Here is a 14,917-nt window from a genome sequence, read left to right on the forward strand (position 1 = left end):
CATAGTCAACGTCTCGAAGACATCGTCCCGATCCGCTAACCTGCTTAGTTTTCAATGATCTCAAACTCAAATCTAAGTCGCTTTTTCAAGCTTCCCAGTGTTTGTGGACGGGAATTATAGGGGAAAACAACAAAGATGTCAAGAGGTTTTGGGAAGAAATTTTACAAAAGTGACAAGAATCACTTTTTAATTGTAGGTAACCGATACATAACCAGTTTCAGGACGAACGGTAATGGTCGCATTCCCCTCAGTTTGATGTTGCAATGAAATAGTACAATCTTGTACAACTAAGAATTGAAACATATTATTTGCAGGAGGATTTGCACTTGTTATATAGTAGTAAGGACGACCTAGTGAATCAAATGATAATTCTCCTATAGCTGCACTGGTATTGACATGACACGAATTTGACATAGAGATGTTTATTATTCCAAATTTTTTTGTTAAATCAGTTATATCATTACTACCGTCTAAATATTCATTTGTCAAAGGGTCTCTCGCTGTTTCTTCTGGATTTATTGTATCTGAATTACCATTATGATCAATATCACTATAAATTTCATAATAAAGACTTAAAGGGGTGTTGACCTTTTTGAACTCAAATTGCCAGTTCTCCCGGAACCATAGTTGATCAACCGGATCAAACTTATCATTGACCATCGCTAAATGTTGTGTATACCGAATATGTCCAGCTACTTGTTCTGCTGCTCGCTGCAATAGATTTGAGTTAAAGCTCGGCATAGCAAGTACCGCTAAAATACCGATGATAATAATAACAAAGACCAATTCAAGCATCGTAAAAGCAAAACGTTTCATTATAGTGACCTTAGAAAACAGGATTCATTAAAAAACGATTATAACAAAAGTATGAAGAAAAAGAGGTGTAAAAAGATATGAGAAATGGATTCCCGATCAAGTCGGGAATGACGAGGAAATTAAATCTCGTCTGCGAGTTCGACGTTGTAGAGGATATCGTCTGTCGGATGACGATACATCGGCATACCAAGACGTTTTTCATCCAAAATATGTCCGATAAATCCGATCGAGCGACCGACAACGAAGAATGCATTCAATGCACCCGCTTCGATGAATCCGTCAATTTCGTCTTCAGAATATCCAAGTGCACGCCACATATCAACCATCAAGATACCGATAGTACCGTCAACATTCAAAATAAGGTTATCTTTTTTCGATGTAGTCAATTTTTCAACTTCCAAAGCAAAATCAAGCAATGGCGTTGCAGGGAAATGCTCTGCCGCATATTTTTTCAATCCTGATACACGAAGATCAGGATTACGTACTGATTTGATACGGTGACCGATACCGGAGATGGTTTTACCCTCTTTTTTCATATAGTCTATGAATTCCGCAGGAGACATTCCACGGTCGTTTGCATATTTGAAATAACGAGCCGCATCATCGATCGCTCCACCAAAACGTGGTCCGATCGTCAAAAGTCCAGTTACCAATGAACTGATAACATCTTTACCCGCACGAGCAGTAACTTTTGCATTGTGCGCACCCGATACGGCAGGGCCATGATCGGCAACGGTTTTAATAACCGTCTCAAGATAATCGGTTGCCCATTTCGGATAGCGTTTTTTGAACCAAAGAAGTGAAATAACATCACCGATACCGAAACCTGTCTCAGGTGTTGCCACCGAGCTGATCGGATAACCTGCGTAGGTCGCTTCATCACCACGATCATCAGAGATCGTACAAATGAACTCTTTTTTACGACGTACTTTTGGAACTGCGCGAAGTTCTGGCTCAACGATTTCACCGATAGTGCCCTCAGCGCGAAGTTTCCCGTAAACTTCTGCGATAGTGTGTGGAAGATCGTTGAAGCTCGCAGGGACATGGATACCTGCTGCTGCCATTGCCTCATTTTTAGCCGCTGCCGTTTCAGCATCTGCATTTGCCGAAGCACCCGCATGACCAAATTGAACACCAGAACTGAAATGTTTAGCGATTGTACCGATACACCATGCGATAATCGGTTTTTTGATTTTGCCTGATTTTACCGCTTCGATCACTTTGTATTCTTCCGTTCCACCGACTTCGCCGAGAAGAACCATGTATTTAACTTCAGGGTTGCTCTCCATACGAAGAAGGTTATCGATGAATACTGATCCTACGAAACGGTCTCCACCGATCGCAACACCCTCTGCAATACCATCAGCATTGATACTGATAATATTTGAAAGCTCATTGAACAAACCACCTGAGCGAGTTACAAGTCCGCATGAACCGGCGCGGTGCAATTTAGAGTTAATGATATTTTCAATCGTTCCACCAACGTTTGCAATTTTAAATGCACCTGGTGCGATACCGCCGACCGTTGCCGGTCCGATAACAACCACACCTGCATCACGAGCCGCTTGGTTCATTTTACGTGCAAGTCTCTCAGGGATACCTTCAGCCGTAACCATGATAGTTTTAAACTGCCCTTTGATTCCGATTGCTTCCATTGTTACATCATATGCTGTACGGAAAGAACCGAAGTTCAATAAAACATCTGCATTAGGAAATGCCGCTGCCGCTTCAGTTGTATTACGGAAGACCGGAACCATAACCTCATCAGGTCCGTAGAAAAATTTCTCGAATTTATTCCCTGATGTAGGAGCAACGATAGCCGCAACTGATGGCTTAGTACGATTAATGACATAATCGTAATCCAACATACGTTGGATAGCACTTGCATTGTTGTTCCAGAAAATCGCTTGTGTATCTTTAGTAAATAGAGCACCCATTATTTTCTCCTTATTTCTCTAAAGCCATACGCACGATATCCGTAACGTGTGTTTCTGGCCCGTAAACTTCGATGTAGAGACCCAAACGGTCTGCCGCTTCTTTAATATCTTTGAGACCTTTTTCATAGTTTGGTCCACCACGACGTACATAAATACGTGCATTATGCTCTTTCATACGATCCGCATAGGTTTCAAAGGATTGGATGATACCGGTAAAGGTTTTTGCAACGTCGGTAAAGTTTGCAATAGCACCACCGATGATGAGAATTTTATCGCGACCTTTAGGGTCTTTATGACGAGTCATCAAATCCAAAACCGTATCAGCGTAAAACTTGGTTTCACCTGTAGTCGGTCCACCTGAATACTCACCGTAGTTCGCAAGGTCAGCAACGTTTCCAGAGAGATCAGCAATCGTATCAGCGTAAACAACTGATGCTCCACCACCTGCAACCATGGTCCAGATTCGTCCCATTGGATTAAGAATAGTAAGCTTCAATGAAGCACCTGATTTAGAGTCTGCTTCTGCAATCGCTTTTTCTTCCGGAGATTGATCTTCCATACCGAATGCCGTCGGGAATTCAGCACCGCACCATGATTCACCCATCATAAAGCCTGCTGTGTCATCAAGACGTGCAACAAGGTCAAGAATATGCATATCGTTACCGATCATAACGATCGGATTGATTTCAAGGTAGGCAAAATTCAAATCGCGATAGAATTTATAAAATTGTTCAGCAAAAGCGATAAAACGATCTTTATTTTCTACAGGAATTCCAACAGGTACATTAGCTCGGATCAAATGAGCAATAGATGCATCATCCATCGTAATAGGGATATGGACTTCATTAACTTTCTCTTCCCATCCCTCTTCTACTTCCATACCACCCTCAGCCGATAGATAAAGGACATCGTCTTCACCAACCGTCGTTGCAGAGATATAATATTCTTGGTCTTGGGAATGCGGAGTGAACGGCTCAACAATAAAATGGGTTAATGTTCCATGCTGACCAGAAAGCAACGTTGTTTCATAAGCAATTTTGTCATCGATCCATTTTGCAGCTTCTTCAAGCGTGACATCACCTGGTTTATTGGTACGAAACAAAACTAAATCATTTTTACCACGCTTACCAAAAAGCATGTCCGGTTTTGCAACCAATGCTTCTTGTTTCAACCATTCAAAACCATGCTCTTGTGCTTTCGCACGAAGTTCATCACCATTAGTTACCAAGACTGATTTAAAACCGTAATGGAAACCGCTGAAGTATTTTTCCCAATGTTTTGAGAAAATTGCTTTACCATCGTATTCACGAATTGCTCTTTGAGCCATTGCAACTCCTTCGAAAAATCTATTTGGACGAAATTATATCATTTATAGGGAATTAGAATGATTTCTAAATAACTTTAAACCAAAGAAGATGCTCATTTGTTTATTTTAGTAACACATGTATTGTAAATAGGAACCTCAATGTAACTTATTGTTACATTTATTTTTGAGTGCTCTGCATTTTTTTCTAACTTATAATCTTCACATTCAGATATGCCATAAAAACGGAGTCGTAATTGAAGTTTTCTATCCTGTGCGTCAATACACTCAATACGATTCTCATGTAAAACTGTAGCTAATTCTTTGGCAACATGCATCGGATACGAAAAATGGTGTGTTGGATCACTCAAAAAACGGTAAAAGTAATGATTAAAAAAAACAACAAGCGTATTAGTAACAAGCAAAATAAATGCACTGTAAAATAAAATTCGATAACGCCCTCGAAACTCTCGTATACGGATTCGATACGTATGTAAAAATGTTTGTGCAGCAAGAGGAAGTGCGATCAGTAAAAATGGTGCAAATGTTTGTACTTCCACTTTTTGACGAAATGAGAGCAATAGCGAAATAATAAATGCACTCATCGAAATCATCCAAATTAGATCCCACTCTTTTGCCATCATTCGACGATACAAAACGTAAAAAAGATAAAGGAAAACAATCGGTGAAAAGATAGCCGAATAGACCCCTAATAGATCTAAAAAACGGCTTTCAGGTGATCCTCCGATATGGATACCGAAAATGAGTAATGAAGCTGCTAGAAAAATGGTCCCTACTACGCTGTAAAAATACTCTTTTTTATGTATTCCATAGAGTGCAAGTGCAAAAAATAAATATGAAAATGAAGAATCAATCATCATAAGCAGAGGAAGTAGTACCAATGAATAGCGTCCGTAATTCAAATGCATATAAACAAAAAGAAAAAGTGTGGTGATTATCAATCCGGCATTATCGACAACCAATGCGGCACTGGTTACACCGGGAAGCAGAATGTAGATTAAAAGAATCCATAAACGGTCATTTTCTCGTGTAACATAATGCTTCGATATCCCATAGAGGATAAAAGCAGAAAGAAGATGTAACAGAATCATCGGTATTCTGAGTGCGTAATCGTTCTGTCCAAATAGGTGAAGTGAAGAGGAAATTAAATATTGTAAAGGGGAAAAATCACCATATAGAATTTGTGCTTCGTGATAGCCGATGGAGAGCCCTTTTATCTGCAAAACCAGGACTAAAAAATTAATCCCTAATAACGCAAATAAAAAGGCTTTTTCTCTCATAATTTAAGAAAATTATTGATTATCTCATGCCCGAATTCACTCATAATCGATTCAGGGTGGAATTGAACACCGTAGATAGGTTTATCTTTGATCTCTAGTGCCATGATTTCATGGTCATCTTCGCTATAGGCAGTCGGAATAATAACATCAGGGAGATTTTCCTGCTCGACGATCAGCGAGTGGTAGCGAGTCGCCGTAAACATTTCGGGAAGTTTGTTGAAAATCGGGGTTTCTCCCTGACGTACCATCTTGGAGGTTTTGCCGTGCATCATCCGATTTGCCCGAACGACATGCCCCCCAAACGCCTGAGCGATACTCTGATGCCCCAAACAGATCCCTAGAATCGGAACTTTATCGGCAAAGTGGCGAATGACATCGAGTGTCACCCCTGCATCATCGGGAGTCGCCGGCCCAGGAGAGATGATGATTTTCTCAGGGTGGAGTGCTTCGATCTCTTCAACACTCAGCTCATCATTGCGGATAATTTTTAGATCCGCCCCCAGTTCCAAACAATACTGAACAATGTTATAGGTAAAGCTATCATAGTTATCAATCATTAAAATCATTGTTTTTCCTTACCATGCTTTGATTGTATTATACAAGCTATCGCGCTCGATAGGTTCAAATCCGCTGTTCTTTATCAGAGCAACGTACTCTTCGAGATTTACTCCGTGAGCACTTTTAGCTCCCGCGGCGGAGTTGATCGACTCGCGCTCTATCGTACCGTCCAGATCGTTCGCCCCGAACTCTTGGGCAACCAGTGCTAAATTCACCGTTGAAGTAACCCAGTAGGCTTTGAGATTCGGAAGATTATCCAAAACGATGCGGCTAATCGCCATCGTTTTGAGGATTTCATGCGCCGTAATCGACTCTTTGACATTGAGATAGTTGTTCTCGGTCTGATAGACTAGAGGGATAAAACAGTTAAATCCCCCCGTAGCATCTTGTAAATCTCGGATTCGGAACATATGATCGATACGGTGAGAACGATCTTCGACGTGTCCGAAAAGCATCGTGACATTCGATTTCATCCCACGTTCGTGCCATTTACGGTGGATTTCGAGCCATTGCGCAGAAGTAACTTTCCCTTTACAGATGTAATCGCGTACTTTTTCATCGAAAATCTCCGCACCACCGCCAGGCATCGAATCAACCCCGTTGGCTATCATCAAATCAATTATCTCATCATAGCTTTTGCCGTACTCTTCGGCGAGAAAATGAACTTCTGCCGCTGTAAGAGCTTTGATATGGAGCTGCGGATGGCGTACTTTGATCTTGCTAAACACTTCCAAATACCACTCTAATCCGGTGTCAGGATTGTGGGCGGAGACGATATGTACCTCACGAATCCCGCGTGAAACGATCTCATCGGTGATCGCTAAAATCTCCTCATGGCTCATCGTGTAGGGGTTGGGATTTTTACGGCTGGCACTGTAGGCGCAGAATTTACAGACGTCTTTACAGATATTGGTCGGGTTGATATGGCGGTTGATATTAAAATAGGTACGTTTGCCGTGGAGTGCCCTGCGGCGCTCATCGGCAAGTTCACCGAGGGTAAAGAGGTCTAAATCGTACAATGCGACTGCTTCGTCGAAACTCAAACGCTCATTGTTTTTTACTTTTTCGATCAAATTCATACTAAAATCTTTAACTGCTTATTTTGACGCGCATTATAGCAAAAGAAATAAACTACCCACCAAAATAACACTTTAGTATGAACATTGTCTGATTTTTAATCTAGCACTTCTCTCAAAAAAAATGATTCTACGCTACAATTAAAATAAAAAGTAGATTGTATGAGTATTAATGAACACATCGAAGACCTCATCGAGAAAAAAGCCAGCGATTTTGAGATTTCCAAGCTCTTTAAATCTTATATAACTGATTATAAAAACTCTCTTCCTGAGATTTTTGAACGTAATCAGGGAAAAGACTTTCTCGTTATCCATACCAAAACACTCGATTCCATTATTTCGCTAATGTACAAAACCGTCCTAAGACGCCTTTTTGGTAATTACCTGCCAATGCGAAGTTCTATTCCAATAACCTTTATCGCATTGGGAAGCTATGGACGCGAACAGCTTTGTGTTCACAGCGATATTGACCTCATGATCGTGTATGAAAAAAATGAGGGGTACAATACCTCTGCGATTATCGAAAAATTTCTCTATCTCGCATGGGATGCCGGTTTAAAACTGGGGCACCGCGTTCACGAAGTAAACGATTTACTTGCCGCTTCGCGTGAAGACATCACTATCAAGACCGCCATGATGGAATCTCGACTGATTATCGGTTCTCCGTTTACGTGGAGTGCCACACAAAATAAACTGATACTGATTCGTCACGATAATCCCAAAGCATTTATCATGGCAAAGATTGAAGAAGCAAATACGAGACGACGTAAATTTCCTTTTTCTATGCAACCAAATATTAAAGAAAGTGTAGGAGGACTGCGTGATTCACAACTCCTTTATTGGATTGCTAAAACTCTTTATGGAGTAAATACTCTGAAAGAGCTAAGCGAAGACCTTTTTAGTGAAGAACAATATCGAGAGTATCGAATCGCACTAGAGTTACTATTTCGTCTTCGAAGCGCTTTGCATCTACTGACGGGTAAACAACAAGATCAACTGGTCTTAGATTACATGCCGCGTATTGCTCAAATGCTGGGATTTAGTGACGAAAAAAAAATGGTTACCCGCTTACTTGAAGCACAATGGCGAATTAATAATTTCACCCAAATTTATGTTAAAAAAATGGCGCGAATCTATTTATACGATACGAACAATATTTCACAACTAAAACAGGGACGACTGATTAAAGGTTTTTATGCGGTAGAGGGAGTTCTATACGCCTCGTACCATCATACACCTCCTTCTATCGATCTTCTCTTAGAGATGCTAGTAAATCTCCAAGATCAAGAATGGATTTTTGATTCAAGTGTTCTATTTCATTTTACTTACACACAGATTAAACATCCGTTGCGAGTTAAAACGTATACACTAATACGTAAACTTTTTGAACGCCAGTATCTTTATGTTATCCTTAAACTTTTTTATGATGCTGGAATATTACACCAACTCATCGGTGCGTTCAAAAAAGTACTTCATTTACCACAATTTGACGGATACCATCAGTATCCTGTTGATTTGCACTCAATCAAATGCATTGAAGCTCTCGAAAACATTAAAGATCCCCATGTAGAATCACTCTATAAACCTCTCAGTATTACGGATAAAACCCTTCTAAAAGCGGTCATTTTACTCCACGATACCGGCAAGGGGCGAAAACAAGATCACAGTGAAGTAGGGACAAAATTGATTATTCCGTTTATCAAAAACCTTAAACTCTCTTCAGCACTCTATGAACGTGCCGCCTTACTCGTCAGACACCATGTTTTGATGACCCATGTAGCCTACCGTGAAAATCTCTATCATGAAAAAACTCTCTATCAATTCATGTCTAAAATTAAGACACCTGAAAACCTCAAACTTCTCTATATCCTTACTTATGCCGATGTAAATGGTGTAGGTCCTGGAACTTATACCGGATTTGGAGCCAATTTACTTCACGAACTTTATGAAGCATCACTTGAAATTGCATCTCAAAATGATCGAATTACCGATGCCATCAAGCGACAAAATAAAGAGAAAAGACTTACCAATGACCCTCAATTCAGCGAATTAAGTAAAATTGAACAAAAAAAAGTTCTCTCCATCGAATCAAACCTCTTTTTCTTCAAACACGCTCCAAGTGAAATTATCAATATTTCCAAAGAGGCATTCCACTGTCAAAAGTTTACCTATCAGCTTAACATTGATGGGGGTCTTATTATCCATATTTTCCGCCGAATTCCATTAAACCTAGGATATTTACTCGGTAAACTAAGTTATCTCGATGTTGCTTCAATGGATATTTTTACCCTTTTTGACGGGATCAAATATTTTAAAATCGAATTTTTGCAACGCCCGCGTGAAGGAACCATGGAACAAATCGAAATAATTCTTGAAGAGGCGTTTGATATGAGTCGTAAACTCGATTTACAAAAACCCATTATTAAAGAAGATGAAATAACTCTTGATTGTGACCATTCAATCCATTACGCCCAACTGAATCTTCATACCAAAAATCAACGCGGTCTTTTAGCCTATTTTGTGCAACTTTTTGACGAATCCCAAATCAATATCGCTACCGCAAAAATTCATACCAATAAGAACATGGCACGTGATCATTTCTTAATTGAAAAACAAAACAGAATGTGCGATAATGCGCGAGAAATTATTGCAAAACTAATAGGAGAGTGATTATGTGCGGTATCGTCGGATACATTGGTGTCAAACCTGTTAAACAAATATTAATAGACGGGCTTCGCGAACTCGAATACCGAGGATATGATTCTGCGGGTATTGCAGTACTGCAAAACGGTAATTTTTCTCTTTTTAAAGCGGTCGGAAAACTCATTAATTTGGAAGAAAAAGCTCAAAACTATGAAAGTACTGGCTTCTCGGTTGGTATCGGACATACTCGATGGGCAACACATGGTAAACCGACCGAACTCAATGCTCATCCTCATCTAGGGAAAAACTCATATGTTGTTCATAACGGCATCATCGAAAACTACCAAGAGCTTAAATCCATGCTCACTGAACAGGGAGTACAGTTTTTAAGCCAAACGGATACTGAAGTCATTGTTCATTTGTTTGAACACCAACTCAAAAATGCCTCGACCCCATTTGAAGCATTTCAACAGACTCTGACTCAACTTCATGGAGCTTATGCTATCTTACTTGTCAATGCTGATGCTGAAGGAAATATTTTCTTTGCCAAACACGGTTCACCAATGATTATAGGGCGTAACCGCGAAAATGAAACTCTGTTTGGTTCTTCCGATGCCGCATTGATCGGAAAATGTCACGAAGTACTTTATCTCGAAGACGGTCACTACGGCTATGCATCCACAGAGGGGGTTTCATTGTTCGATGAGAACAACACCCCTGTCGTTCTCCGCTTCACTGCCCTCTCTGAGAACAAACTCTCTGCCCAAAAAGAGGGATTTCGTTTTTTCATGGAAAAAGAGATTTATGAGCAAAGCCGTGTCCTCGCCGATACACTCCTTGGACGACTTCGCGATGATAGCGTCTATTTCGAAGAGCTTAATGAAAGCTTATTTGAAGGGGTCAATGAGATCAAATTTTGCGCCTGTGGTACGAGCTATCATGCCGCACTCGTTGCGAGCTATCTCTTTGAGCGTCATGCCAAAATTAAAACCTCTGTTGAAATTGCCAGTGAATTTCGTTATCGAGAACCATTTCTCACCCCAGATACCCTTTTCGTCGTTATCTCTCAGAGCGGTGAAACAGCCGATACTCTAGAGAGCCTCAAGATGGCAAAACGCAATAACCTCAAAACGCTTGTGATCTGTAACGTCGATAATTCCTCTATGGTTCGACTTGCCGACGCATCTATCCTTACCCGTGCAGGGATCGAAAAAGGGGTCGCTTCGACCAAAGCGTTTGCAACGCAGGTGTGCGTACTGTGGATGCTTAGTCTCTACCTCGCAGAAAACCGTACATCATTAGAATTATCTGAAATTCAACGTCAGATTACTTTACTTCGCACTCTTCCTTCTTCAGTCAATGTTGATAATACCCTACATGAGCAGCTTCGCCGTCTTAGCAAGCGTTATCTTCATGGTCATGGATTTTTCTTCATCGGACGAGATGTTTTCTTCCCTTTGGCATTAGAAGGAGCCTTAAAACTCAAAGAAATCAGTTATCTTCACGCCGAAGGTTACCCTAGTGGTGAAATGAAACATGGCCCTATCGCTCTTGCTGATCCGGAGCTTTTTACGATTGCATTACTACCGCAACATATGCTCTATGAAAAAACCAAAAGTAATATTGAAGAGCTTAGTGCCCGTGATTCAACCATTTGCTCTATCAGTCCACTCAGTTTCGATAAAGCAGATGATCATATCAAAACTCGCAATGCAGATGATTACATGCTTGAATTTTTCGAGATGATGGTTGTTTTACAGTTGCTTTCTATGGAAATAGCAATTCGCCTAGGAAATGATGTCGATATGCCACGTAATCTTGCTAAAAGTGTTACTGTAGAATAATTTTTTTCCTTTCAAATGCCTTATTTGAGGCATTTAATATATTTTCATACGTATTTAAAAATTATTTTGCTATCCTCACTGGTTTATCTAACTGTTTAAATTTTTATCAAAGGTTTTTTAATGAATACCAATCGAAAAATTTTATTTATTGTTGCACTGATGCTGATCGGACTGGCTGTCGCCACAATTACTAATGTTGCTATCAATTTCAGAGACTACGGTTACAATAATGCCATTGAGAAATCAAAAATGACGGCTGAAATTGTCCGTGACGGTCTAACAGCTCATATGGTCAACGGTATCATGGACAAGCGGGAGTTTTTCCTCAGTAATATTGCCAATATCAAAGATGTTCAAGCGCTGTGGATTGTCCGAGCTGATAATGTTATTAAACAATACGGCGAAGGTATGCAAAATGAAAAACCTAGAGATGCCATCGACCAAAAAGTTCTTAACGAAGGGATCACTGTTCGAAAGATTAATGAGACTTCTGATAAAGCAATCTTACGTGTAACGATCCCTTATATTGCATCAGCCTATGGAAGTCCCAATTGTCTTACCTGCCATAATACCAAAGAGGGAGATGTATTAGGCGCTATTAGCATGGAATTTGATATCAATGATATACGACAGACAGGAGCAATGACTATTGCTAAAATTTTTGCTATTAATGTTATTTTTATCATCATTGCACTATGGGTCACAAACTACTATTTTAAACCGTACATGAAATTATTTGAAAACTTACAGCAAGGTATCAAAAGAGCACGTACCGGTGATTTTACATTTCGCTTTACTACAACACTTAAAGATGCAGGTTCAGAAGTCGCTGAACAAATGAACACTCTTTTTGAAAAAATGGAAGATACCTTTGGTAGTATCAAGCGCGATCTCAATACATTTGTTAGCCGTTCAAATATTTCGTGCGCTGATCCGTTGAACACGGCAGGAACGATTATTAAAGAACTGTCAGATGTTTATAAATTTAAAAAAACAATCGAGCTAGATACGACAAAAGACGCTATTTATGAACGTTTTATCTATGTCTTAAAAGAAAAATTTGACTTTGCTCACTTTGCACTTTATGAGGTTGATAAAAATATTAAAGAACGTAAACTAATTTTTATTACTGGCAATAAAAACAGTTTCTGTCTTCCGATAACTGATTCTAATGCTATGGAATGCCGAGCTTACCGAACTGCTAGCGATGTTTATTCAACCGATTTTCCAAACCTTTGCAGTAACTGTACCGAAAATATAGAGTATACTTGCATCCCATTTAATATTAATGAAGATCTTTCTCTAATCCTCTCCTACTCTGCAAAGCATACAACTACAATTGAAAAAATGAATACGTTGCTTCCGAGTATCAAAAATTATTTTGAAGCCGCTAAAGCAGTCATTGAAAGTCGTACATTAATGGACAAATTACGAGATTCTTCACTTCGAGACGGTGCAACACGCCTCTATAATCGTCGCTTTTTAGAAGAATTTATCGATAAAAGTGCTGAGCAAGCAATTCGAAGCAATATCTCTTATGCTGTTTTAATGATTGATATTGATTATTTTAAAATGGTAAATGATACCTATGGGCATGATGCAGGGGATATTGTTATTAAAGCATTAGCAGAGATATTACAGCTAAATGTCCGAAAATCAGATCTTCCAGTTCGCTATGGAGGTGAAGAATTTTTGATTTTATTACACAATACAACTCAAGATGGTGCATTGGCTGTTGCGGAAAAGATACGTATTCACTTCAACGAAAAGAAATTTCTTTTCGGAAATGATACCGTCCAAAAATCACTTAGTATCGGTATTTCTCATTTTCCACTACATGCTGATTCAATTTGGAAAGTAATTAAATTTGCAGACCTTGCTTTGTATGAAGGTAAACATACAGGGCGCAATCGCGTGATTGAATTTGAGTCTCGAATGTTTAATGGTGGCGATCACTTTTAAGAGAAATTTTTTTCCCTTTATATCGGGTTACAAATTTACACAATTAAAAAGTTAAGTTTGATTTTCTTGCGCTTCACATCACTAATATTAAATAGGCATTGTTCCCTTATCATATACAAGAGAACAATTCCCACCTTCATGCTTCGCTTCTAGCAACGCTCTTTTTGAAAATTCGATCGCTTCGAATATATTATTGGTTTGCGTCGGAAAAAATGAAATACCGATACTAACTGTTTTTAAAATGGCATAGGTATTAACCCGTATTTTCTTTTTAAATGATAAATGGATCGCATCAGCAACTTCATAAACAGCAGTAGCCTCATAATCGTATAAAATAACGCCAAACGTATCGTTACCATATCGGACAAGAATATCTCCTTGTTGCAACTGATCTTGAATATTACGGGACATGGCTTTAATGACTTCATCCCCAATTTGCATATCATAAGAAGCATTAATCGCATTAAACTGATCCATATCAACCATCATTACACCATAAGGGATCATTGTACGATTCGATTGGGCATTAATCAGCTTACTTAATTCTTCAAGATAGGTGCGATTATACATTTGTGTTAATGGATCAATTCGAACTGTTTGCTGTAATTTTTTATTGATAATTTGCAATCGTGAAGCATTAATATAGTTTCCAAGCTGTTCAAGAGCTATACGAATTTTAGGAATATCACGCACATCATAACTCACTAACGAAATTACAATATCAAGCTCATCGACAATCGGATAACTTTGACATACATAATGTGCTGAGGGATCAATCATTTTGGGACATGCAACATCACATTGAATTGAATCAACTATCTGTGTCGTTCGATCAACACGACAACCGCTTAAGGCATCACATAACAGTGTTTTTTCGCTGTGAACAAGATGAGTAGCCTTATTTTGAGGATTAACTTCTAATATATTAAAATTATTCAAACTCCAATGCGTACGCAATAATGCAATGATACGACCATATACCTCTTCAATATTTTGATCTTTTTCAATTGCTTTTCGAAAACGTTCCACTTCATAAAGTTGATGAATACCGCTTTGAAGTGTATACAGAGGATCTGTATTTGGTTTATCAAGTTGAATCAATGAAACCATTTTTTCACTACTTTGACTCAGAACGGAATCAATTTTTTCTATTAAAGCATTAGTCCACATCGCCGCTTTATACCCATCCGCATTGTCATGTTGATCCACCCGATAATGGTAATCACCCCCCTCTGCTCTCTCCATAGTAATAGCAATATTATCGAGTGTCTCTTTATATGATAAGATAAAACGTCGAACATTTTTAAGGAGGTAAAAACTTAAAATGATTAAAGCAATAATAGCAATAGCAGAAGCAATCAATCCACTCACTTTGATATCATTAATTTCCATTTCAATCGAAATAGCCCCCAATGTTTCACCTATTTTTGCATCATGACAACTAAGGCAATCAATATTTTTACCTTCAGTTGCTACA

10 protein-coding genes are annotated in these 14,917 nt (G+C 39.1%); 3 read left to right on the plus strand and 7 right to left on the minus strand.

Annotated features, from left to right (window positions below; all coding sequences use genetic code 11):
* Positions 1 to 186: 186 nt before the first annotated feature.
* From WA010_RS11540 to mqnE, 6 genes are all read right to left on the minus strand, one after another.
* Positions 187 to 816, minus strand: a complete 630-nt coding sequence (locus WA010_RS11540) for a pilus assembly FimT family protein (RefSeq protein WP_422557262.1) — start codon at positions 814 to 816, stop codon at positions 187 to 189.
* A gap of 119 nt (positions 817 to 935) precedes the next feature.
* Positions 936 to 2,753, minus strand: a complete 1,818-nt coding sequence (locus tag WA010_RS11545) for a citrate/2-methylcitrate synthase (protein WP_422557263.1) — start codon at positions 2,751 to 2,753, stop codon at positions 936 to 938.
* 10 nt (positions 2,754 to 2,763) lie between these two features.
* Positions 2,764 to 4,080 (minus strand): ATP citrate lyase citrate-binding domain-containing protein, encoded by a 1,317-nt coding sequence (locus WA010_RS11550; RefSeq protein WP_422557264.1) that lies wholly within the window; start codon positions 4,078 to 4,080, stop codon positions 2,764 to 2,766.
* Positions 4,081 to 4,172: 92 nt separating this feature from the next.
* Positions 4,173 to 5,168: a hypothetical protein gene (locus WA010_RS11555; RefSeq protein ID WP_422557265.1), complete on the minus strand. Its 996-nt coding sequence runs from the start codon at positions 5,166 to 5,168 to the stop codon at positions 4,173 to 4,175.
* A gap of 185 nt (positions 5,169 to 5,353) precedes the next feature.
* The gene (locus WA010_RS11560) at positions 5,354 to 5,923 is read right to left on the minus strand and encodes an anthranilate synthase component II (RefSeq protein ID WP_422557266.1); all 570 of its coding nucleotides are present in this window, start codon (positions 5,921 to 5,923) and stop codon (positions 5,354 to 5,356) included.
* A gap of 9 nt (positions 5,924 to 5,932) precedes the next feature.
* Positions 5,933 to 6,994: an aminofutalosine synthase MqnE gene (gene mqnE / locus WA010_RS11565; RefSeq protein ID WP_422557267.1), complete on the minus strand. Its 1,062-nt coding sequence runs from the start codon at positions 6,992 to 6,994 to the stop codon at positions 5,933 to 5,935.
* Positions 6,995 to 7,153: 159 nt separating this feature from the next.
* On the opposite strand from mqnE, the gene WA010_RS11570 reads away from it, so the two are divergent.
* The 3 genes from WA010_RS11570 (at position 7,154) to WA010_RS11580 (ending at position 13,440) form a co-directional block, all read left to right on the plus strand.
* Positions 7,154 to 9,661 carry a DUF294 nucleotidyltransferase-like domain-containing protein gene (locus tag WA010_RS11570; protein ID WP_422557268.1) on the plus strand — a complete coding sequence of 836 codons (2,508 nt, stop codon included), beginning with the start codon at positions 7,154 to 7,156 and terminating at the stop codon, positions 9,659 to 9,661.
* A 2-nt stretch (positions 9,662 to 9,663) separates the two neighbouring features.
* The gene (glmS, locus tag WA010_RS11575; protein ID WP_422557269.1) at positions 9,664 to 11,478 is read left to right on the plus strand and encodes a glutamine--fructose-6-phosphate transaminase (isomerizing); all 1,815 of its coding nucleotides are present in this window, start codon (positions 9,664 to 9,666) and stop codon (positions 11,476 to 11,478) included.
* 120 nt (positions 11,479 to 11,598) lie between these two features.
* A complete protein-coding gene (locus WA010_RS11580) occupies positions 11,599 to 13,440 on the plus strand; it encodes a diguanylate cyclase (protein WP_422557270.1) in 1,842 nt (613 codons plus the stop codon).
* An 87-nt stretch (positions 13,441 to 13,527) separates the two neighbouring features.
* Here WA010_RS11580 and WA010_RS11585 read toward each other — a convergent pair.
* Positions 13,528 to 14,917 (minus strand): GGDEF domain-containing protein (locus tag WA010_RS11585; RefSeq protein WP_422557271.1); only part of this gene is annotated, 1,390 nt, incomplete at its 5' end.

The organism is Sulfuricurvum sp., assembly GCF_049305995.1.
Taxonomy (GTDB): domain Bacteria; phylum Campylobacterota; class Campylobacteria; order Campylobacterales; family Sulfurimonadaceae; genus Sulfuricurvum.